Annotated in this window: 15 protein-coding genes; 14 read left to right on the top strand and 1 reads right to left on the bottom strand. The window is 45.0% G+C overall.

All coding sequences use genetic code 11. The annotated features are described in order from the left end of the window. Nucleotides 1–4 precede the first annotated feature (4 nt). The 14 genes from DWW60_RS06815 to DWW60_RS06880 all read left to right on the top strand — a co-directional run bounded on the left by DWW60_RS06815 (nucleotide 5) and on the right by DWW60_RS06880 (nucleotide 22493). On the top strand, nucleotides 5–808 hold the full coding sequence (locus tag DWW60_RS06815) for a TlyA family RNA methyltransferase (protein WP_022216691.1): 804 nt from the start codon (nucleotides 5–7) through the stop codon (nucleotides 806–808). Nucleotides 809–818: 10 nt separating this feature from the next. Next, a complete protein-coding gene (locus DWW60_RS06820) occupies nucleotides 819–1673 on the top strand; it encodes an NAD(+)/NADH kinase (RefSeq protein ID WP_117874735.1) in 855 nt (284 codons plus the stop codon). 1 nt (nucleotide 1674) lies between these two features. Beyond that, entirely contained in the window at nucleotides 1675–2124 is a 450-nt protein-coding gene (locus DWW60_RS06825; protein WP_117548758.1) for an arginine repressor, read from the top strand. A gap of 57 nt (nucleotides 2125–2181) precedes the next feature. Continuing rightward, on the top strand, nucleotides 2182–3867 hold the full coding sequence (recN, locus tag DWW60_RS06830; protein WP_117874737.1) for a DNA repair protein RecN: 1686 nt from the start codon (nucleotides 2182–2184) through the stop codon (nucleotides 3865–3867). Nucleotides 3868–3972: 105 nt separating this feature from the next. Beyond that, nucleotides 3973–5085, top strand: coding sequence for a SpoIVB peptidase S55 domain-containing protein (locus DWW60_RS06835; protein ID WP_117874739.1), 1113 nt, complete (start codon nucleotides 3973–3975; stop codon nucleotides 5083–5085). Nucleotides 5086–5195: 110 nt separating this feature from the next. Next, nucleotides 5196–7313: a SulP family inorganic anion transporter gene (locus tag DWW60_RS06840; protein ID WP_117874741.1), complete on the top strand. Its 2118-nt coding sequence runs from the start codon at nucleotides 5196–5198 to the stop codon at nucleotides 7311–7313. 245 nt (nucleotides 7314–7558) lie between these two features. Next, entirely contained in the window at nucleotides 7559–8362 is an 804-nt protein-coding gene (gene spo0A / locus DWW60_RS06845; RefSeq protein ID WP_015533551.1) for a sporulation transcription factor Spo0A, read from the top strand. Nucleotides 8363–8505: 143 nt separating this feature from the next. Further along, nucleotides 8506–9318 (top strand): sporulation transcription factor Spo0A, encoded by an 813-nt coding sequence (gene spo0A / locus DWW60_RS06850; RefSeq protein ID WP_015533550.1) that lies wholly within the window; start codon nucleotides 8506–8508, stop codon nucleotides 9316–9318. Between the two features lie 160 nt (nucleotides 9319–9478). Beyond that, a complete protein-coding gene (locus tag DWW60_RS06855) occupies nucleotides 9479–10417 on the top strand; it encodes a M14 family metallopeptidase (RefSeq protein ID WP_022216686.1) in 939 nt (312 codons plus the stop codon). Beyond that, nucleotides 10410–11348 carry a M14 family metallopeptidase gene (locus DWW60_RS06860; protein ID WP_015533548.1) on the top strand — a complete coding sequence of 313 codons (939 nt, stop codon included), beginning with the start codon at nucleotides 10410–10412 and terminating at the stop codon, nucleotides 11346–11348. The genes DWW60_RS06855 and DWW60_RS06860 overlap by 8 nt, the downstream gene beginning before the upstream one ends. 168 nt (nucleotides 11349–11516) lie before the next feature. Further along, nucleotides 11517–15269 carry a phosphoribosylformylglycinamidine synthase gene (locus DWW60_RS06865; protein ID WP_117874743.1) on the top strand — a complete coding sequence of 1251 codons (3753 nt, stop codon included), beginning with the start codon at nucleotides 11517–11519 and terminating at the stop codon, nucleotides 15267–15269. Between the two features lie 208 nt (nucleotides 15270–15477). Further along, nucleotides 15478–17142 (top strand): DUF6541 family protein, encoded by a 1665-nt coding sequence (locus DWW60_RS06870; RefSeq protein ID WP_117548765.1) that lies wholly within the window; start codon nucleotides 15478–15480, stop codon nucleotides 17140–17142. A gap of 10 nt (nucleotides 17143–17152) precedes the next feature. Then, nucleotides 17153–19843 (top strand): YfhO family protein, encoded by a 2691-nt coding sequence (locus DWW60_RS06875; RefSeq protein WP_158547568.1) that lies wholly within the window; start codon nucleotides 17153–17155, stop codon nucleotides 19841–19843. An 82-nt stretch (nucleotides 19844–19925) separates the two neighbouring features. Next, nucleotides 19926–22493 (top strand): YfhO family protein, encoded by a 2568-nt coding sequence (locus DWW60_RS06880; protein WP_243002933.1) that lies wholly within the window; start codon nucleotides 19926–19928, stop codon nucleotides 22491–22493. Here DWW60_RS06880 and DWW60_RS06885 read toward each other — a convergent pair. Then, the gene (locus tag DWW60_RS06885; protein WP_117874745.1) at nucleotides 22471–23568 is read right to left on the bottom strand and encodes a LysR family transcriptional regulator; all 1098 of its coding nucleotides are present in this window, start codon (nucleotides 23566–23568) and stop codon (nucleotides 22471–22473) included. The genes DWW60_RS06880 and DWW60_RS06885 overlap by 23 nt on opposite strands. Nucleotides 23569–23629: the final 61 nt, after the last annotated feature.

A 23629-nucleotide genomic window follows, 5' to 3' on the forward strand; every position in this document is an offset into this window, starting at 1 on the left:
ACAGATGAAGAAGAGACTTGATGTTCTCCTTGTAGAACAGGGACTGGCAGATTCACGAGAGAAGGCGAAAGCCATCATCATGTCAGGAATAGTGTATGTTGACAATAACAAAGAGGATAAGGCCGGCACGACATTTGACGAGACTGCTAAGATAGAGGTCAGGGGCAACACCCTCAAATACGTGAGCCGTGGAGGCCTGAAGCTTGAGAAGGCTATGGATCATTTCGGTGTGGAGCTTGCGGGTAAGGTGTGCATGGATGTAGGTGCTTCCACCGGCGGTTTTACCGACTGTATGCTGCAGAATGGTGCGGTGAAGGTGTATTCCGTTGACGTGGGTCATGGACAGCTTGCATGGAAGCTCAGAAATGACGAGAGAGTTGTCTGTATGGAGAAAACAAATATACGATATGTCACACCTGAGGATATTGACGATAAGATTGAATTTGCTTCGATAGATGTGTCATTTATATCTCTTACAAAGGTGCTTCCAGCGGTAAAGGAGCTGCTTACGGATAGTGGAGAGATCGTGTGCCTTATCAAGCCGCAGTTCGAGGCGGGAAGAGAGAAGGTCGGCAAGAAGGGCGTTGTCAGAGAGCTTTCAACCCATATTGAGGTTGTGGAGATGATAGTCGGTTATGCCAGAAGCATAGGATTCCGCACACTGCACCTCAGCTATTCACCTATAAAAGGACCTGAGGGCAACATAGAATATCTGCTCCACATATCAAAGGACGAGTCGAAGACGGATGAGGAATTCGACATAAAGGCTCTGGTGGAGGAGTCCCACAACGAACTGAACAAGTCATAGAGGATACGATATGAAGAATTTTTATATAGTATATAACCCGGATAAGGATGAGGATAATCGTATAACGTCGGAGCTCACAGCGTATATTGAATCGCAAAATGGTGCGTGTAAAGCCATGGACTGCTACAGCTTCAGTGCATGTGACAAGCAGCAGGTTACGGATGAGCTTGAGAGCTTTGACTGTATACTTGTTCTTGGAGGGGATGGAACACTCCTCAATGTGGCATCCAGTGCCAGCCATGTGGAGATTCCTCTGTTCGGGATAAATCTTGGAACGGTGGGATTCCTCACTGAGGGGGAGATCACCAACTGGCAGACCATCATAGACAGACTGCTTGCGGATGATTATTCCATGCAGGACAGAATGATGATCAGGGGAACAGTCAGAACAGGAGATGGCAAGGAGTGCAGGAAGAGGGCACTCAATGATATAGTTATCAGCAGGGCAGGATTTTCAAGACTTATAGGTCTTGATGTCTATGTAAATGGAAGCTTTCTGAATGCCTATGATGGAGATGGAATCATCATATCGACCCCCACTGGCTCCACGGGTTACAATCTCTCAGCCGGAGGTCCGATCGTGGATCCTATGGCAAGACTGATGGTCATCACTCCGGTATGTCCACATTCGCTGACTTCGAAGAGTATTGTGCTTCCTAGTGATGCAAAGGTTTCAATAGAGATCGCCAAGAAGAGGAAGACGCAGGACACCGAGGCGATAGTTTCATTTGACGGTGGAAATGATTTCGAGCTGGCAGCAGGCGATATCCTTGATATATGCGTGTCAAAGAGAACCACGCAGCTCGTAAAGGCGAGTGATGTGAATTTCTACGAGATACTTAGAAACAAGCTTGGGGGAAAGTGATATGAAACAGAAGCGACAGGCGAAGATTTTGTCGATAATCGAACAATATGATATAGAGACTCAGGATGAACTGCTGGAGAAGCTGGCAGAGGCGGGCTTTTCCACGACCCAGGCCACCATATCGAGAGATATAAGAGAGATCAACCTCACCAAGGTTGCCGTGGCGGGTGGCAGGCAGAAGTACACTCTGGGAAAGTCGGCAACACATGAGTCCATAGAGTCGTACAGAAAGGTTCTCGGGGCTGGCATATTATCCATGGTGCCGGCGGAGAATCTGATAGTGATCAAGACAGTGTCGGGCATGGCGATGGCAGTTGCCGCAGCACTTGACAATGTGGAGATAAATGGACTCCTCGGAAGTATAGCCGGGGACGACACCATATTCCTGGCGGTCAGAAGCCGGGAGATGACCGATTCGGTCATGAAGACGATAGATAAGATGCAGAGATGACAGCTCTCTGTAATATGTTATGTGTAATAAAGTCTGTGCGTCAACAGGAGGATACAAATGTTACTTAATGTACATATCAAGAATATTGCACTCATAGACGATGCAAATGTTAATTTTACCGATAATCTCAACATACTTACCGGTGAGACCGGTGCGGGTAAGTCCATAATCATGGGAGCCCTGAAGATTGGTATGGGAGATAAGCTTCCGAAGGATATAGTCAGGGAGCCTGACAAGGAGGGCTTCTGTCAACTGCTTTTCCTGGTGGATGATCCCCAGGTGATTGAGCAGATCAGAGATCTGGGAGTGGAGCCATCGGAGGATGGCGAGATACTCATCACGCGGAGAATAAATAATTCCAGAACCATAAACACTATAAATGATATGGCGGTGACCGCCGCAAAGCTCAGGGAGGTATCTGCGCTTCTCATAGATATGCACACGCAGCACCAGCAGCAGACGCTCCTTAAGAAAGCGGAGCATATGAAGCTTCTGGATAAATATGGCAGAGCATCCATAGATCCCCTGAAGCAGAAGGTTGCAGAGTGTCACAGAGAGTACGTCACACTCAGGCGTGAGATGGACGAGCTCTCGATGGATGAGGCGGAGCGGAGCAGAAAGGTAGAATTCCTCAAGTACCAGATTGCGGAGATCGAGTCAGCAAATATAAAGACTGGTGAGGACGAAGATGTTGAGCATCAGTACAACAGGATGGTCAATTCACGCGATATAGTTGCGGCAGCTTCGGATGTATACAGCGTTACAGGTTATGAATCTTCTTCATCTGCGGGAAATGAGATCGGCAGAGCGCTGGCATCGATGAAGGGTATAAAGGATCTCGACGGAGAGATAGACGGTCTGTATAGTCAGTTGGAAAATATTGACGCGCTGCTGAATGATTTTAACGTTGAATTAAATGATTACATGCAGAGCATGGACTTTGACGATTCTGAGTTTAGAAGTGTTGAGTCCAGGCTTGACGTCATCAATGATATAAAGGGAAAATATGGAAGCACCTTGGAAGAGGTGCTCAAATATCTGGAGGACAGCAGGAAGGAATATGAAAGGCTGTCTGAATATGACGAATATATAGCAGGACTTTCAGACAAAATAAAAAAGGCGGAGAAAGCCATGCTCAAGGCAGCAGATGCGCTTACTGCTGAGAGACAGAAGCAGGCTGAGAATCTGTGCAGAGACATCAGAGATGCACTTGCTGATCTGAGTTTCATGGAGGTTCGGTTCGACATGGTATTTGACAGGCTTCCGGAGTGTACGGCAAATGGAATCGATGACTGCTATTTTGTCATTTCGACAAATGTCGGCGAGAAGCTGAGACCGTTATATGACGTGGCTTCAGGCGGTGAGCTCTCAAGGATCATGCTGGCGATCAAATCCTGCATGGCGTCCGAGGACAATATCGGCACTCTTGTATTCGATGAGATCGATGTGGGAATAAGCGGCCGTGCAGCTCAGAAGGTTGCTGAAAAAATGGCAGTTATTTCCAGAAGCCATCAGGTTATAAGCATAACCCATCTTCCGCAGATCGCAGCGATGGCAGACAGTCATTATCTCATAGAAAAGTCTGCCGACGAGGGCAAGACAGTGACAAGGATCGTCCGATTAAGCGACGAGGAATCAACAGAGGAGATCGCAAGACTTCTCGGCGGCGTGACCATAACTGAGGCAGTCATGAGCAATGCCCGCGAGATGAAACAAATGGCAGAAAAGACAAAAAAATACTGATATAAAGTTATTCCTAACACAACATACTAAGAGTAACAGCCAAGGCTGTTACTCTTTTTTTATAAGCTATTAGTTGTTTTTACGTATATGTAGGAGGAATAGATTATGAGGCGATATAAGAAAGTGATCATATGGGTGGCTGTGGCGGATCTGTTGCTCCTTGCAGCACTATTTATCTTATGTGTGTTGGTGGACAGACGAGTGGATGTTGGAAGGTCAGAGAAGACAAGCTCAACACTTGATGGGGTAGTGTCAAGGGCGACCACGAAGGATGCGGAGTTTGGAAGTGATATATTTGACCGGCCTGTAGTTCCGTCCGGCGAGGCGATGGGAATCTATATGAAGACGGATGGAGTCTTGGTGGTGGATGTGTGCAGCTTTAAAAATGAAAATGGCGAGTCCTGTTGCCCTGCTGATGGAAAGGTCTGTACAGGGGATTATATTGTGAGTGTAGACGGTATGGAGATATCTAAGAGGTCGGAGCTGCTTGATATTGTTGCTGAAAGCCAGGGTGATAGCTTGTCCGTGAGATATATAAGGGATGGGGAGGAGAAGGTCTGTAGCATCACGCCGGAAAAAAACGAGAATGGCGCTTATCTGCTGGGTGCGTGGGTGAAGGATGATGTGTCGGGAATAGGCACGGTTACATTTGTCGACGGAACAAATTTCATGGCCCTTGGACACAGTGTGTCGGATATAGATACGGGAGTTATGATGCGGTGCAGCACCGGCGGTGTGTACACAACGGATATTACAAATATAAGCAAGTCGTACTCCTCGGAACCGGGCAGACTTCAGGGAAGCATTGCCTATAGAAGATCTTTGGTCGGCATTATTGACGGCAACAGTGCAAGTGGAATATATGGTCATCTGGACACAAGCTATTGCCAGGCAAAATACGGCGATGCGGAGCGTATGTATATAGCCAGAGGTCATGAAGTCCGCAAGGGGCAGGCTTATATAAATTCCAGAATGAGCGGCGAGCTTGAGAAGTATGAGATAGACATAGAGTATGTGGACAGGAATTCATCCGACAAGAATATAGAATTCCACGTGACCGATGATGCTCTCATAGACCTGACGGGCGGAGTGGTACAGGGAATGTCCGGTTCCCCGATCATCCAGGATGGCAAGATAATCGGCGCCGTCACCCACGTATTCGTAGACGATCCAACCAGGGGGTATGGGATTTTTATTGAAAATATGCTGGAGGAGTGAAATTAATCCTGTTTAGTGATAAAATTAAGAACAGAAGTGCCGGACTTTAGCATAAGGCAGACCGGCACACACAAACATCCCAGGAGGGCAAGAAAATCAAGGTTTCAAAAATTTCATTATGTCATACACTAAAGAATTATAAAAAAGAGAATTTGCTTCCTGATCTTTTGACAGGAATTATCATAGCGGCGGTGTCCATACCGATATCGATGGGGTATGCACAGATAGCCGGGCTGCCGGCGGTATATGGATTGTATGGTTCGGTGTTCCCGATCATAATATTTGGATTGCTGTCCACGTCGAGGCAGTTCGTGTTCGGTGTGGATGCCGCGCCTGCGGCGCTGGTCGGAGCGGCACTGGTGACGCTGGGGGTTACGCCGGGAACGGAGCAGGCGATGCAGGTCGTTCCTGTGATAACATTCTTTACGGCGCTGTGGCTGCTGGTATTCTTCCTGTTCAAGGCGGGCAAGCTTGTAAATTACATATCGACTCCGGTCATGGGCGGATTCATATCAGGAATATGCACCACCATCATACTCATGCAGGTGCCGAAGCTCTATGGAGCCGGAGCGGGAACAGGAGAACTGTTCGAGCTTGTGGAACACATAGCAGAGACGATAGGAGATGTAAATGTGCCGTCAATAATCATGGGACTTACGGCTCTTGCGGTACTGCTTGTTTCAAGAAGATTCATACCAAAGTTTCCGATGGCGATATGCGTCATGACAGCGGGAGCGTTGCTGTCCTGCGTGATAGATATGGATGAATACGGAATAGTATGTCTGTCGGAGGTGAGCAGAGGACTTCCACAGATCGTTGTACCACAGATAGATGAGAGGATGCTTCCAAATATCATGACGGTCAGTCTGTCGATAGCAGTAGTAATCATGGCGGAGACGCTTCTGGCTGAGAACAATTTCGCCCAGAAGAACAGATATAAGATAGACGATAATCAGGAGCTTCTGGCATTTGGAATGGCAAATCTTGCAGCGGCATTCACAGGCTGCTGTCCAATAAACGGTTCCGTGTCCAGAACCACAATGAGTGAGCAGTATGGAGGCAGGACACAGCTCACTGGAATATTTGCAGGAGTAGTGATGATCGTGATCCTCGTGTGTGGAACGGGATTTATAGGTTATCTGCCGGTTCCGGTGCTCACGGCAATCGTCATCTCCGCACTCTACAGTGCTCTGGAATTTGATCTGGCGGCAAAGCTGTGGAAGGTGAGTAAGGTGGAATTCTACATATTCTGCGGAGCTTTCCTAGGTGTGCTGGTACTTGGAACGATAAATGGAGTTCTTATAGGAATCATACTCTCATTTGCCGCAGTCATAAGGAAGGCTGCGGACCCTCCGAGAAGCTTCCTTGGAATGGTACCTGGACATGAGGAATTCCTTGCGCTCGAGAGGTTCAAGCATGCATACCCGATACAGAATATAGTTATTTACAGATTCAGCAGTAATCTGTTCTTTGCAAATATAGCCATATTCCAGAAGGATATCATGGATGCGGTACAGGATGACACAAAGGCGGTCATAGTGGATGCGTCCGCCATGGGAAGCGTGGATGTGACGGCTGCCAAGGCCCTCAGGATCATGTATGATACGCTGAAAGAGAAGGGGGTGAAGCTCTATATCACGGAGCATATAGGCCAGCTCAACGCCCAGCTCAGAAAGCTTGGACTTGGCGACATGATAGAGGCAGGATGCGTGAGACAAACCATGGAGAGAGCACTGTCAGACTGCGGCCTTGAGAGTCCATATCCATTGGTTGGTGTACATAACAGCTATCATGACATCAGGAGAAAGAGAGCGGAGCACATGGCTCAGGAGCTTGTGTGGGCATTTGGCGATGATGCGGAAGATGTCATAGAGAAGCACATCCGCGAGTCCATAGGCAGTATGAAGAATGGAACCGGGGTTGAACAGCTCATGACCGGTTTCTGGAAGCAGATGGATATACAGGATGAGGAAGAATGGCTTGAGCATATGGAGGCCCACATAGAGGAGATCGTGAGGGCCACAGGCGAGGATGAGGACTCTGTTGCAGAGCGTATCGAGCGCAGGCGGAGCCAGCTTCTTCACAGGCTTGAGAGCGAGCATCCTGAATTTGTCGACAGATATAAGGCGAGAAGAAAACGAATGGATGAGCACCTGAAGGAGCACAATCCGGCGGCCTATGATGCGATCATAAGACTCAGAGAAAAAGAACATACAAAAGAGAAGTGATCATGCGCGGCATATCGACCCGAAAAGGGAAGATATGCCGCATTTTTTCATTAAATGTGCGTATGTGGTCTGCTGGTGTCAGTCGCAGTAGAAAAAATGTTTTCCGGAAGCTGATGCTGTCGTAACTTGCGAAGTTCTATATATTCCCAAGAAAACTACATTTATATATAATGTTCGTAGTGGAATAACAGGAATAAAAAAGTAAATATTGTTATTCCGTCACTATACTTGGGAAGGAGTATAACATGAGTCATGTTAAAGTTATGATGGTAAAACATGACAAAAGAGAAATTGAACAGCTAAAGCACGTATTTGAGGATATGCCTGATTATGAGTACATTGGATGTTGTGAGAAGGGTGACGAAGCTGTTAAGAAAATTGCAGAAGATAAGCCAGACATAGTGATCGCGGACGAGGTTATACCCGGTACGGATATCACGGATATGGTCGAGGGCGTATCTGGAAATAAGAACCTGAGAAATGTCAAATTTGTGCTCTGTTCATCGAAGCAGCACAGAAATTATCTGGACTTTGTATTTTCGACGATAGGTGACAAGGCAGTGGTGAGACTGCTTGAACAGCCATACGATGAGAAGAAGGTCAGAGGTGTGCTTGATGATGCATGTAAAGGTCGCGGAAGCAATACGACTCAGCTTCTGAAGATGGATGAAAATGAGCAGAAGACGGACGAGCTGGAGGCGGTGGTGACCAGGATAATCCACGAGATAGGCGTTCCGGCGCACATCAAAGGCTACCAGTATCTCCGAAGTGCGATAGTCATAGCAGTTGGGGATATGGACATTTTGAATTCCATAACAAAGCAGCTTTATCCGACGATCGCCCAGATGTACGGCACAACTGCATCAAGGGTAGAGAGAGCCATAAGACATGCCATAGAGGTGGCCTGGAGCAGAGGAAAGATAGAGACTATCAACGAACTGTTTGGTTACACCATAAGTGCGGGCAAAGGAAAGCCTACGAACTCAGAATTTGTCGCCCTCATTGCCGACAAGATAAGACTGGAAGCGAAGATGAGAAATGCAGGGTAATTTGTAGTAAAATGTTGTCATAATATGTGATATTAAAAATGATATTAAAAGCACTTGACAAATTATATCATATTTAATATTATTATAAAGTAGTTGGGATAAGCGCTTAATCCTGTAAATTTATACATAACAAGGGAGATACTATGGGAAACAAAGGGATCGAAATTGTAATTGCTGATGGCGACAGCACACAGATAGCAAAACAGATCGCCACATATGCATCAAAGGACGAGATGAGAGTAGTTGATATGGTCAGCACCGGGGATGAAGCGGTGGAATCAATAAAGCTTTACAAGCCGGATATAGTGATACTGGACATTTGCCTTTCGGGAATGGATGGCTTGGGAGTGATGGAGCATATGAGTGAACTGCCTGAATATCAGAATACGATATTTGTGGTACTCACATCGGTGTCATCACAGAGACTTATAAGATGTGCATTTGAGATGGGTGCGACATATTATATCCTGAAGCCATACAATCCGGTGCAGCTTGTGACAAGACTCAGACAGATGTATATGAAGAAGAAGGAGCTTGAGTCAGGGCTGAACGACAAGCTTACATGTCTCACAGAGAAGAGTATGGCACACAAGATAGAGAATACTATAGAGAGCGATGTGACGGATATCATCAGGGATATAGGTATTCCTGCAAATATAAAGGGCTACCAGTACATCCGTGAGGGCATCATCATGGCGGTCAACGATGTGAACATGCTGAACTACATAACAAAGCTTCTCTATCCGACGATAGCGAAGAAATATAAGACCACATCCTCCAGCGTAGAGAGAGCCATAAGACATGCCATAGAGGTGGCGTGGAACAGAGGTCAGATAGACACCATCAACGATTTGTTTGGATATACAGTGAATGCGGGAAAAGGCAAACCGACAAATTCCGAGTTTATCGCACTCATAGCGGACAAGCTCAGAATAGAGTATAAGAAAAGGGCATAACAGGCTCACAGAGTAGGCAACATACCTTGAAGAACTGACAGTTATCATGTATAATAACTTAGGTACAAGAAGCAGGATACGGCAAGTACCCTGCTTTTCTTTATGTACCGGGATAATTTGCAAAATTACTAACGAATAAATAATACAAGGTGGACAAAATATGATAGAAACTGTAGTATCAGCTAACATGCTGATCGGGGAAGTCATGAGGGTGAAGAAGAACCATCTGGCTCCGGATTTCCCAACTGGAAATGAAAAGAGGCTGTGTATTGTGTCCGGTATACATGGGGATGAGGTTGCCGGACAGTACATATGTTATGAACTGATCAGAAGGATCAAGAAGGATTTTGACAAGCTTACTGGAATCGTGGATGTATATCCATTTATCAATCCTATGGGACTTGAGGCTCAGTACAGGGATGTGCCTGTATTTGACATAGACATGAACACCCTGTTTCCGGGATCAAAGGACGGAACTGTGGGAGAGTATACAGCGGCAAAGGTCATGAAGGACATAGAGGGGGCGGACATTTGTGTTGATGTCCATTCCAGCAGTGTGTACATCAAGGAGATCCCACAGGTCAGGGTTAATTCTGACGTGGCATCGGATCTTGCTCCGTATGTTGCGTGCATGAATGTGGATGTTGTATGGATACATCCGTCGTCTACGGTCATGGAGGGAAGTCTTGCACATGCCCTCAACGAGATCGGAGTCAAGAGTATGGTAGTGGAGTCCGGAGTTGCCCTCAAGATAGATTACGATTACTCGAACCAGATAGTGGACGGACTGTTCTCTCTTATGAAGAAGATGGGAATATGGCAAGGCGAAGTCGAGACTGCACATAAGCCTAAATTTGCAAAAGACAAGGATGTTGTATTTGTAAATGCTGAGAGCAGCGGAATCTTCCTTCCTGTGGCAAAGCACTCAGAATATATACAGCAGGGAGAGATCATAGGAAGAATTGTAAATGTGCTCACGGGCTCGGTGGAGGAGACCATCAGGTCGCCGAGAAGCGGCATTGTGTTCTCACTGAGAGAATATCCGGTTATAGAAGAGGGGTCACTTGTGGCCAGAATTTTCGGAGGTGGCCATGAATAAAGAGATCATATATTCCATGAATACAGCCTACAGAGGAGAGTACGAGATACAGGGATTTTCCTATGGCAGCGGAGACAAGGCTGCATGCATAGTTGGTGCTATGAGAGGAAATGAATTTCAGCAGCTCTACATAAGCTCACTTCTGGCAAAGAAGCTTGGGGAGCTGGAGGCGAGGGGCGCCATAGTGTCGGGCAAGAAGATACTTCTGATACCATCAATCAATTACAGCTCGTTCAATGTGGGCAAGAAATACTGGATAACAGACAATTCAGATATAAACAGATCATTCCCAGGCAATCCTGAAGGTCAGGCGACAAGCCGTATTGCAGCGGCGGTGATGGAGAAGGTCACCGGCTACGCATACGGAATACAGTTTGCGAGCTTCTATATGGATGGTGAGTTTATCCCGCACGTCAGGATGATAGAGACAGGCAAGCAGAGCAACAGCCTTGCCAGCCAGTTCGGTATGCCGTATGTATTGACAGCGGAGCCTAGATCATATGATAAGGCAACGCTCAACTACAACTGGCAGATGCGCGGCACGGAGGCTTTCTCGGTATATTCGGGAGTTACCGACACCATCAATGGTGAGAGTGCCAATCAGGCGGTGTCCTCAGTGCTCAGATTCCTGACACGTATGGGCGTTATAAGATACAACTGCCATGCGGGATACATTTCCACCATCATGGACGAGGAGGATCTGCTCAGCATAAGGTCCGAGCATGCCGCCGGCTTCTTCAAGAAGCTTGTCCAGCCGGGAGACGAGGTTGTACGAGGCGACATAATTGCAAATATCATCAATCCGATGACGGGCGAGAATACGACGGACATATACGCACCGACGGACGGAATCATATTCTACTGTCAGAATTCACCTATGATATACCAGAATTCGGTGATATTTAAGATGATACGAAGACTGCATAACTAGCATGGAAAGTTATGACATATTTGGTGAAAATGCAGGGTTAAGATACAATTTTATGCTTAAATAAGCTGAAAATCGGCAAAAAGATAAAAACTACTACAAAAAAAACAAGATAAATGCTATTATTAAAGAATTAAAATAACAAAAACGCTTTTACTATGGAGGTATGACATGAGTAAGGTCAAGAGAGTGTATGTTGAGAAAAAGCCTGACTATGCGGTCAAGGCGAAGGAACTTCACGAAGAGATTAAGAACTATCTGGGTATCAAGGCTGAGTATGTGAGAGTGCTTGTCAGATATGATATTGAGAACATATCAGATGAGACATATGCAAAGGCTCTTGAGACAGTATTTGCTGAGCCGCCTGTAGATGTGATCTATGAGGGTGAGCCTGAGCTTGCTGCCACAGATAAGGTGTTCTCAGTAGAGGCACTTCCAGGTCAGTTCGATCAGAGAGCCGATTCAGCAGAGCAGTGTGTAAAGCTTCTTGCAGAGGATGAGGAGCCTGTTATCAAGACTGCCACAACATATGTACTTTCGGGCGACGTGACAGACGAGCAGATGAAGGCTGTCATGGACTACTGTGTAAACCCTGTTGATTCAAGAATATGCGGTATGGAGATTCCTGAGACTCTGGTTACAGAGTTCCCTGAGCCAGCCGATGTTCATATATTTGACGGATTCAAGGACATGGCAGAGGCAGATCTTAAGGAGCTCTATGACTCACTTGGACTTGCCATGACATTCAAGGATTTCCTTCACATCCAGAACTATTTCAAGAGTGAGGAGAAGAGAGATCCATCCATGACCGAGATCAGAGTTCTCGATACATACTGGTCAGACCACTGCCGTCATACAACATTCTCAACAGAGCTCACAGATGTAGAGTTCGACGATGGAGATTACAAGGATCTTCTTGAGAAGACATTTGACGCATACAGAGCAGAGATGAAGGAGATGTACAAGGACAGAGATGACAAGTTTGTATGTCTCATGGATATAGCCCTTATGGGTATGAAACAGCTCAAGGCAGCAGGCAAGCTCGATGATATGGAAGTGTCAGACGAGATCAATGCTTGTTCTATAGTTGTTCCTGTAGTTGTGGACGGAGTAGAGGAAGAGTGGCTCGTATTCTTCAAGAACGAGACACACAACCATCCTACAGAGATCGAGCCATTCGGTGGTGCTGCTACATGTCTTGGCGGTGCTATCAGAGATCCGCTCTCAGGAAGAGGTTACGTATACCAGGCTATGAGAGTTACCGGTGCGGCTGATCCTACAAAGTCTCTCAAGGACACAATGGAGGGCAAGCTTCCACAGCGTAAGATCGTGACAACAGCAGCCCATGGTTACAGCTCATATGGTAACCAGATCGGTCTTGCAACAGGCCTTGTAAATGAGATATATCATCCAGATTATGTTGCAAAGAGAATGGAGATCGGAGCAGTTATGGGTGCAGCTCCAAGACGTGCTGTAAAGCGTCTCACATCTGATCCGGGAGATGTAATCATCCTGCTCGGCGGACGTACAGGCCGTGATGGCTGTGGTGGAGCAACAGGTTCATCCAAGGCTCACACATCACACTCACTCGAGACATGTGGTGCTGAGGTTCAGAAGGGTAACCCACCTACAGAGAGAAAGATCCAGAGACTCTTCAGAAGAGAAGAGGTTTCATCTATTATAAAGAAGTGTAACGATTTTGGTGCCGGCGGTGTGTCAGTTGCCATCGGAGAGCTGGCAGACGGACTTGTGGTAGATCTTGACAAGGTGCCAAAGAAGTACGCAGGTCTTGACGGTACAGAGCTTGCAATATCAGAGTCCCAGGAGCGTATGGCTATAGTTGTCGATCCTAAGGATGTTGACACTATGCTCGGATACGCTGAGGAGGAGAACCTCGAGGCTGTAGTAGTTGCAAAGGTTACAGAGGAGCCTAGACTTATCCTTAAGTGGAGAGGCAAGGACATCGTGAACATCTCACGTGCATTCCTCAACACAAATGGTGCTCATCAGGAGACACAGGTCAAGGTTGAAGTTCCAAGCAAGGCAGACAATTACTTTGATTCAGTTAAGGAGCCTGAGGATGTCAAGAAGGCATGGCTCGATACACTGTCAGATCTGAATGTGTGCTCACAGAAAGGACTTGTGGAGATGTTCGACAGCTCTATCGGAGCAGGAACAGTCACAATGCCTTACGGTGGTAAGTATCAGCTCACACCTACACAGACAATGATCGCAAAGCTGCCTGTACTCAAGGGTAAGACAGACACTATTACCATGATGAGCTACGGATTTGACCCATATCTGTCAAGCTGGAGCCCATATCATGGTTCAGTATATGCGGTTGTTACATCAGCAGCCAAGATAGCTGCAGCAGGTGGAGATGTAAGCAAGATCAGACTTACATTCCAGGAATATTTCAAGAGACTTGGAACAGACCCATACAGATGGGGACAGCCACTGGCAGCGCTCCTCGGAGCATATGATGTTCAGATAGGACTTGGACTTCCGTCTATCGGTGGAAAGGACAGTATGTCAGGTACATTCAATGATATAGATGTACCTCCAACACTTGTATCATTTGCAGTTGACGTGGCAAGCTACATGGACGTTGTGACACCTGAGCTCAAGAAGGCAGGCAATGTTCTTGTGGAGATGGATATAGAGAAGGACGAGAACGACATACCTGTATATGAGAATGTTCTGTACATGTATGACCTCCTGAACAAGAAGATCAAGGAGGGCAAGATCCAGTCTGCATATGCAGTTGGATTTGGCGGTATAATAGAGGCTGTCAGCAAGATGGCATTTGGAAATAAGCTCGGTGTTGAGCTTGAGGATACAGTGAGCAAGAAGGATCTTGTTGCCAAGAACTATGGCGCTATCATTCTTGAGGTTAAGGCAGCAGATCTTGATCAGCTCGGAATTCCTGTCAAGAAGATAGGTAAGGTTACAAAGGAGCCTGTATTTACATACAAGGATGTCACAATCACTATGGACGAGGCTCTTGCAGCATGGACAAAGACTCTTGAGAAGGTATTCCCAACAGAGTCAAATGTTCCACAGACAGAGATCAAGACTGGACTCTTTGATGCCAAGACAGTTTACACATCAAGGAACAAGGTTGCAAAGCCAAAGGTATTCATACCTGTATTCCCTGGTACAAACTGTGAGTACGACTCAGCAAAGGCATTTGAGAGAGCTGGTGCAGACGTACAGACGATAGTATTCAGAAATATGACAGCACAGGGAATCAGAGATTCTGTTGACGCATTTGTGGGGGCAATCGGCGATTCACAGATCATCATGTTCCCAGGCGGATTCTCAGCCGGTGATGAGCCAGACGGATCAGGTAAGTTCATCGCAACTGCATTCCGTAATGCGAAGATCTCCGAGGAAGTTATGAAGCTCCTGAACGAGAGGGACGGGCTTGCACTTGGTATCTGTAATGGATTCCAGGCACTCATCAAGCTCGGTCTTGTGCCTTACGGCGAGATCAGACCACAGACAGATGATTCACCTACACTGACAATGAACAGCATCGGACGTCATCAGTCCAAGATGGTATACACCAAGGTTGTAACAAACAAGAGCCCATGGCTGAAGAAGGCAGAGCTCGGCGGAGTATACACAATTCCTATCTCACACGGTGAGGGACGTTTCGTTGCAAGCAAGGAATGGTGCGAGAAGCTCTTTGCAAATGGACAGGTTGCAACACAGTATGTCGACATGAACGGCAACCCAACCATGGACGAGTATTACAATGTCAACGGTTCATACTACGCAATTGAGGGTATTACAAGTCCTGACGGACGTGTACTCGGTAAGATGGGACACTCAGAGCGTATCGGACAGGCTGTAGCTGTGAATGTATATGGCGACCAGAACCAGAAGATATTTGAGAGTGGTGTGGAGTATTTTAAGTAAGATGAAATCATGTCACACGGATTATATCCGGTGATATACCAATAAAAATAGCACAGATGTGCAGGAGTCATAAACAGTTTTAGATGACTGAGAATACGGGGACAGGTGAGAGTAGATTCCATACCTGTCCCCGTTTGTCTTTATATTTATGCGTACTGACTGCCGGGGATGATGTGGCAGAGCTTTGACGACCGGGAGGAGATTCTGCGTGAGAGAAAAAAAGAAAAACAGAATAGAGATTCTGGGAATTGCACTGCTGGTGCTTCTGATAAGTGGTGTATGTATGATCCCTTGTTTTAAGACAGGCCTGCCATACGGTGATGACCAGCAGGTTCATATGCTCAGGGTGGAGAGTATCCTCAAAGCGCTAAAGTCAGGGCAGGGATACCCTGTATATATATATCAGACTATGTTGGAAGGGTATGGCTACGGTATGGGAATATTTTACCCTGATTTGTTCTTGCTGCCAGCCGTTCTCTTCAGACTTCTGGGGGCATCACCGGGGATTGCAATGAAGATATATATATATGTACTGATGATATGTACGGGACTTACTGCGTATTATACAGGGCGGAGCATTGGCAGAAGCCGTTGCGCGGGTGTTGTCACTATGGTGCTTTACACAATGGGACATTATCATCTTGAGGATGTATATACCAGATTTGCACTTGGCGAAATTGCTGCCATGGTATTTATTCCACTGGCGTTTCTTGCTCTTTACGACCTGACTGAGATGGGACACAGTAGAAAAGGCCTTTTATGTGTATCATATTCGTGTCTTATGCTTTCACACACGATAAGCTTTGTATTATGTGTAGTAATGGGAATAATCTGGGTGTGTGCGAGATGGAAAAGAATTGCGGCTTGCAGAAGACTTATTGGGGCTGTGTGTATGGAAGCTCTTGCGTGTGCAGTACTTACATGTTATTATTGGCTTCCTGTACTTGAACAATTTGCAGATGGAAGGTTCTATGTAAGCAATGAACCGGCATTTTACACACATGAGGAGACTCAGACACTGCTCGCGATAGTGAGTGGAAAGTATTCGGTTGCATTCATTGAGATTGGAATACTGGCACTTATGGTATTTGTCAGTATATATAAAAAAGTATATAATAAAAAGGCTTTGATGTGCCTTGTGACAGCGGCGGTGCTTCTTGTATGCGAGACAAAGATTTTTCCATGGAAACTTATCGACAGAACTCCATTTGTCAGTATACAGTTTCCGTGGAGACTGAATATGTTCACAGAATTCTTTGTGGCACTTGGTCTTGCACTTCAGTCAGTGGATATAATAAAGCTGTTGCCATCATACAGAAGAAATGCATGTTTATGTGCGGCTGGAAGCATACTTATCGGTATTTTTAGCCTGAATATGGTATGGAATATAGAACTTGGTGGCTATGTGAACTATCCGGAAGGTTATGCGGATAATGCAGGAAGTACAGACAGCATAGGGTTCTGGGAGTGGCTTCCAGAAGAAGGGGATCTTGCAACATCTGTCGGAGCAGAAAGCAGCGGGATGGTGAAGTGCGAAGATACTTACATACGGGGGCGCTATGGATCAGACGGAAGCTATGAGTTTGATGCGGGTAAAACTGCGGGGGAGTGCATAGTTCCAAAGTATTATTATAAGGGATATGAAGCAATAATGGCTGATGGACGGAAACTGACGGTAAGCAAATGTCTAAATGATGGATTGGTAGAAATATCAGTTTCGCCAGAGGCAGGTAAAGTTGTTGTAAAATATAAGGGGACAAAGATTCAGCATTGGTCATGGAGAATAAGTATTTCAGCGGTCTTGCTTATGTTATTGATACTTATAATGCAACATGCTGTCGAAAAAGGAAAAATACAAAGTTATATGGAGTGATGGAGTAATTATGGAAAAAAAGAAAATCAGGTCAAGAAAAATTGTTAAGTATGGAATGGCATTTCTGATTCCTATCATATGTATAGTGATACATATGATGATGACAAGCTGCTATCCATTTGGAAAGAATACTATACTGCTTGGAGATTCTAATACCCAGTATTATGCGTTTTTTGTGGAATTATCAGGCAGGATAAGACAGGGAAAATCAATTTTTTTCAGTTGGGACATGGGACTAGGATATGATTTCTATACTAATTTCTTTTATTATCTGGCAAGTCCTGTCAATCTAATAGCAGTTTTGTTCGGCGGTTCACATATGGAGCTGGGAATGATTGTCAGTATGTGTATTCAGGTTGGACTTTGCGGAGTTACTATGACCTATTTCTTATCGCATACCAGCAGAAATAAAATGCAGCACGGATGGCTGAATGACATACTCTGTGTTGTGATGGGAATGGCTTATTCCATGTGCGATTATATGCTTGCATATCAGTATAATCTCATTTGGCTTATATGCCTTCTTCTCGTGCCTGTTATGATGCTTGGCGTTGAGAGACTTATTGAGGGCGGTGATGTGAGACTTTATTTTGTGATGCTTTTCATGTCATTTGTATTCAACTTCTATTTTTCGTGGTTTGTGGCTATGATAGCTGTGATATGGTTTATCGATGTGAAAAAGGATAGCTGGAAAATGTTTTGGAAGCGTGGAGTGAAGTTTGCACTCACATCTATAACGGCTGCACTCAGTGCATGTGTTGTACTTGTGCCGTGTTTCCTTGCGATAGTTGGAAGAGAAGGTGCAAGTTCACTCACAGAAGATATACCATTTAGCAAGTTTGGTAATTTTGCAAATTTGTTCCAGAGCTTTTTCTGGGGACATGATATAGATATAGCTGGAAGAACTCTGTATGCAAGGAATATGTATATGGGACTGTCTCTGCTTTTCCTTGCGGTTGTATATGTGTTTAACAGGAATATACAGCTTCGGGCAAGAGTTAAGAGACTGGTGGAGATAGCGCTGCTTGTTGCCTGTCTGAATCTGACAGGGGCACTGTATGTTCTTCATGGGTTCACATATCCACATCTATATTCTTACAGATATGCTTTTATTCTTGTCATACTTCTTATTGTTTCAGCTTTTGAGTGTGCTGTGAACTGGACGAAGCCGGGGGTTCGGGAGGTGATACTGACCGCAGTTGTATTTTTGGCTTTCTTTGGGGGCGTTTTTCTGGAAAATAATGAGGTGCAGAATGTAGTCTGCTATATGGTTACGATCCTGCTTATTATATATTTGTTTATGGTATTTGTATTACAGGCCAGAAACAGCATAAAGATAAATTCTCTGATTGTGAATTTTATAGTAATACTTTTTGCGGAGCTGATATCCAATGCCGTATATGTGAATACGGATGCATATACTACGGGCAAGGAGCATCTAGGCGGAACTGACGGATGGAGAGCCATATATAATGAAAAGGACAACAGTGATCTTAATAGAAAGACATCCTGGATTTTGTCACAAAATAATACAGTCTATTCAGACACTAATATATTCTCTTCAATCATAAATACAAAAGTGACATGGCTTTTTGATGCGCTTGGAATGGTATATCAGGATCACGGCGCTACATATGCATACAGAAATACTACACCGGTAACTGCGCTTATGTTCAATGTAAGAAATGTATTATCGGATGCAGATGCATATTATGGTGGGTATACAAAGGAGCAAAGATATAATCTGAAGAACGATGTGTATGATATAGACGATGAGATTGCATGGTATACAACAGACTATGCTGTGGGAGCGGGCTTTTCTACAGATGGCAGCATAAAAGATTGGAATGTGTCAGATGTAGTTCCGTTTGAGGTGCAGAATGAATTCGTGAAAGATGTGTCGGGAGTTGAAGGAGTGTTCACCCGTGTTTCACCGGATGAACTGACTGATTTTGATGTGAAATACAGAGGAAGCGCTCCGGATAGACAGATCTTGCCGGATGGAGTAACTTTGGAGAGAAAGACTGATAAAAATGCTTATACATACATGAATGTGTCACTTGATGAAGATTACCATGCCTCACAGATTTATACGTTTACAGCTCCGAGGGATATGCATCTGTATGTGAGCCTTGAGGATGCAAATAAGCTGTGTAATATTGTAACTGTAGATGGAAACGTGATAGCAGATATAAACGAGTATGACGCTTATCCTTCGCCAAAAGATGTACTTGATCTCGGTGAGCTGAAGAGTGGGCAGAAGGTCGAGATACAGGCAGTCAATCTGTCCACAGTCCTAAAAAAGGGAGTAACGTGTATAGATTTCTATGAATATCATGATGACAGGATGCAGGAATGCAAGGAATCAATTAAGGATAGGACGCTTTCACTTGACACAGTGACATCTACATATGTAAAGGGTACGGTGACAGCAAATGAGGATGGTATATTGTATACATCAATTCCTTATTACAGAGGCTTTACAGCGTATGTTGATGGAAAGAAGACTGATATAACAACACTGGCAAATGGTGCACTTGTGGGTCTGGAGCTGACTGCTGGAACACATACAATAGAATTCAGGTATGTAACATATGGATTCAAGCTTGGCCTTATATTATCTGCAGCAGGATGGCTCATAGCTGTCTTATACATGGTGAATCTTAGACGCAGCAGGAAAAAGAAGGTACAGGCTGCATAGAACAGATAGCGCAATAAATTAAGTGGGGATTGATATGGGTATAAAGCAAGGAGAAGTAAACAAACATAAAAAGAGCGGGATTATGTATGCTGCTGTATTCTTAGTTACAGTTCTGGTATATACAGTAATTTTGCTCCTGCAGAAAGCATACCCGTTTGGAGATAAAAGTTTTCTGACGTATGATGCATATGTGCAGTATAAGAATATGTTTCATATGTTATTTGAATGGATTTCGGGAGGTAGCAAAGGAAGCTTTATCTGGTCGATGGGAATGGGAATCGATGCTGTACAGGAGTTACTGTATTACTGCCTGAGCCCGTTCAATATCATCGTTCTGATGTTGGGAGAGAGCAGGCTGGAACTTTCCATGGTATTGCTTATCATCATAAAATCCGCCTGCCTGCCGGTCACGGCGCTTTACTTTTTCAGACATACCAATAAGAAAAATACAGAGAATGGGTACAGCCAGACAGTTGCAACGTTCATAGAGCTGGCATGCAGTATGGCATATGGACTGTCCGGGTATGTCCTTGCATATGGACATAATATTATGTGGCTTGATGGGCTTATTCTGCTTCCGATAGTGGCACTTGGCATAGAGCATCTGTCAGATGGAAAAGGATGGATGTTATACACGCTGTCTTTGGCAGCGTCGATCATATGCAATTTCTATTTCTCATTCTATATATGTGTGTTTGCCGTGATATATTTCTTGCTGGAAAAACGGGAAAATGTCAAAGATTTCCTACGCAGAGGACTTTCGTTTGCCGGCTGCTCGGTGCTGTCTGCTCTGCTCGCAGGAGTGGTTCTGGTTCCTGCCGGACTGGTGGTCATGAGAGCGGCGTCTTCGGTGACTGATATGGGGCTTGAAGGAACACAGATGTGGGGACAGTTTGGAGCGTATATATCTTCATTCTATCCGCTGAAGGATCTGGAATGTGTATCTATGTTCAGCAATAACAGTTATTGTGGAAGTATTGTTATATTTGCTGCCTGCATTTTTATTCTGTCTGATGTGTGCGACTGGAAGACGAGGGTGAAATACTGTATAGCCATGGCCCTGTTAGTGCTTGCCCTGAACTATCTTCCGCTCAATTACGTGTTCCATGGCATGACGATCACACATGGACTTGGAAACAGGTTTGCATTTATATTAACGTTTATATTAATTGCTGCAGCATATCGAATTCTCATGAATCTTGGTAAGCTGAGACTGAGGTATATTGCTGTAAGTACTGTGGTGGCAGGCGTAATATTTGTGGCAAGTCTTATTGACAGCAGAGAGATGAGTACCCCGCTTGGCTATGTTATATTTATGCTTATGCTGGCATTTGCAGCCATTCTGTGCGTGCTTTGCAGAAGAGGAAGCATAAAGCCGGGAGTGGCTGTGTGCATTATCTGTGGCTGCTGGATAGCTGAGATTATGGGAAATGCATTATATGTAATGCCGGGCAAGACGGAGGACTGTCTTCTGACAGATGCTGTAAGACTAGATCAGTGGGAATCAGTATACAATTCCCTGGATACAGAAAATGGCACCAGAAAGAGCGCTATGGTTTATGAGAATTATGCGCCATATTCTCAGACAAACTGGTATTCATCCATGGCAAATGGAAATACGATCAGAGCGTTTTCCAGTATGGGACTTGCCCACTTTGACAATGTTGAATATATATATTCGGGAACTACACCGCTTACAGCGCTCATGTACAATGTCAGATATGTGCTGAGTCCGGAGAATGGTACTTACGCAGGATATAACCTTGTTGCTGAGAATGACGTATACAATCTGTATGAAGCAGAAACTCCTGAGATGATGGGATTTATGTTGGATGATGGTATCGTAGACTGGAAAGCAGACAGGACACCTCTTGAAAATCAGAATGATTTTATGAAGAGTGGCTGTGGTCTGTCGTCAGATGTATTTACAGAGATTGATATATCGGATTGGAGTACTTCTTATCTCAATCAGGACACACTTAAGGAATCAGTGGGTTATTGCATATACAGAACGTCAAATGCATTTGTGCCGATGACCCGGTATGAGTTTGATGCTGAATCTGATATGGATATGTATGTCTACAGTAAGGATAGCCGCGATCACTATGTGGAGATGATCGTGGACGGAGATCTCAGGGTATCGAATGGGTCATATGTTACAGAACAGCTGTCACATGTCGGCCTCGTAAAGAAAGGACAACATGTCAGGATAACTATAGGAGGTGCGACCAGCTCTAAAACAGGAAGTGTCGGAGAGCGATTTGTAAAGGTATACAATTACAATGCAGATGAATTTGAGAAAGCAGAAGAGAAGATACTTGATAGTCCGCTTGAGTGTACAGGATTTGTAAAAAATACTTTCTATGGAAGTGTGGATGTGAAAAATCCAGGTATCCTGTATATCGCATATCCATATAATGATGGGTTTAAGATATATGTGGATGGAGAGCCGGCAGAAAAAATTCGCCTTGGTAGAGGCAATATGGGTGTCCGGATATATGCGGGCAGTCACGATATAGAAATTGCATACAGAACACCTGGGCTTATGGCTGGCGCACTGGTTTCGCTGTTTGGAATATGCATCATGCTATTTATGCTGAGGTGGGACAGTAAACAGAAGCATGTAATCACACCCCTACCCACTCCATAAATTTCTTCATAGCCGTGCTCTGATTCTTCATTCCTGAGTAAGCGAAGCCGACACTCCTGCTCGGAATAGGAGTGTCAAGCGGAAGTTCGGTTATAACACCGGATGAGAGCTGTTCATGTGCGAATTCACGTACCACGCTGGCAACGCCCATGCCGATGGCGGCGAAGTCGATGAGAAGATCCATGTTGTTGATCTCAAGTACCTGGCTGCAGCTTATGCCCTGTGAGCGGAGATACTCGTCCACGTGGGTACGGGTTACATTTGCCTCCTCCAGAACCATGAGGTTGGAGCCTTCAAGGATGTTGACTGTTGATATATTGGACATACCTGAGTTGCTTGAGTTATGAATAGTGGTAGAAGCAGAGACGCCGGATGAATGTCCGTTATCTCTGCTTTTTTTATCCGCATCTTGATCTGTTGCATCGCCGTGTGTGGCAGAGGCTAAGCCTGAGTTTAGCAGCGGTATAATGTTACCCTTGATATTGCCTGAAAGCTCATCGGCAAAGCTGTATTGATCTCTGCCATTTGCGCGCTCGTAGAAATTATCCAGATATTCAGGGCTTGCCACAAATACGTCATGTATCTCCTTGACAGGAGAGTAGACTATCCCCTTTGGAAGCTCTGTGTTGCAAATCAGGCCTATATCTATATCTTCGTTTCTGAGAAGCTTGATGGTGTTCACGGTTGAGTGGCAGTCTATGCTGAACTTGATGTTTGGATTCTCCCTGATGAAGTCCTTCAGATAGTCCAGGAGTATGTGCTTGCACAGGGATGTGCTCACGCCGATTCTTATGTGACCGATTCCAAGCTCCTTGTAATTCTTCAGATTTTCCTCACCCATATTCAGAGAGTCAAATGCCCTCTCAACATATTCATAGAGAACCTGTCCCTCTTCAGTCAGAGTTACCCCTCTGGAACTTCTGTTAAAAAGCGCAGTGACGAGTTCTTCTTCAAGTTTGGAAATAGCCTTGCTTATCGCGGGCTGACTGATGTAGAGCTGATTTGCGGCCTTGCTGATGTTGCCGGCTTTGGCAACTGTATGAAAAATAACGTAATTGTTCAGATTACTTATCATGATATTCCTCCAGGTTATAATAACTATTCTTTTTATATATTGTAATTATACCTAGATGAGT

The organism is Coprococcus sp. AF16-22 (assembly GCF_003461545.1).
Classification (GTDB): Bacteria; Bacillota; Clostridia; order Lachnospirales; family Lachnospiraceae; genus Coprococcus; species Coprococcus aceti.

What these genes read in the sequence shown, in the direction of transcription:
- DWW60_RS06815 (WP_022216691.1), top strand. Translation starts at nt 5, where the DNA reads ATGAAGAAGAGACTTGATGTTCTCCTTGTAGAACAGGGACTGGCAGAT.
- DWW60_RS06885 (WP_117874745.1), bottom strand. Translation starts at nt 23,568, where the DNA reads ATGATAAGTAATCTGAACAATTACGTTATTTTTCATACAGTTGCCAAA.
- DWW60_RS06825 (WP_117548758.1), top strand. Translation starts at nt 1,675, where the DNA reads ATGAAACAGAAGCGACAGGCGAAGATTTTGTCGATAATCGAACAATAT.
- DWW60_RS06820 (WP_117874735.1), top strand. Translation starts at nt 819, where the DNA reads ATGAAGAATTTTTATATAGTATATAACCCGGATAAGGATGAGGATAAT.
- recN (WP_117874737.1), top strand. Translation starts at nt 2,182, where the DNA reads ATGTTACTTAATGTACATATCAAGAATATTGCACTCATAGACGATGCA.
- DWW60_RS06865 (WP_117874743.1), top strand. Translation starts at nt 11,517, where the DNA reads ATGAGTAAGGTCAAGAGAGTGTATGTTGAGAAAAAGCCTGACTATGCG.
- DWW60_RS06875 (WP_158547568.1), top strand. Translation starts at nt 17,153, where the DNA reads ATGGAAAAAAAGAAAATCAGGTCAAGAAAAATTGTTAAGTATGGAATG.
- DWW60_RS06855 (WP_022216686.1), top strand. Translation starts at nt 9,479, where the DNA reads ATGATAGAAACTGTAGTATCAGCTAACATGCTGATCGGGGAAGTCATG.
- DWW60_RS06835 (WP_117874739.1), top strand. Translation starts at nt 3,973, where the DNA reads ATGAGGCGATATAAGAAAGTGATCATATGGGTGGCTGTGGCGGATCTG.
- DWW60_RS06880 (WP_243002933.1), top strand. Translation starts at nt 19,926, where the DNA reads ATGTATGCTGCTGTATTCTTAGTTACAGTTCTGGTATATACAGTAATT.
- DWW60_RS06860 (WP_015533548.1), top strand. Translation starts at nt 10,410, where the DNA reads ATGAATAAAGAGATCATATATTCCATGAATACAGCCTACAGAGGAGAG.
- spo0A (WP_015533550.1), top strand. Translation starts at nt 8,506, where the DNA reads ATGGGAAACAAAGGGATCGAAATTGTAATTGCTGATGGCGACAGCACA.
- spo0A (WP_015533551.1), top strand. Translation starts at nt 7,559, where the DNA reads ATGAGTCATGTTAAAGTTATGATGGTAAAACATGACAAAAGAGAAATT.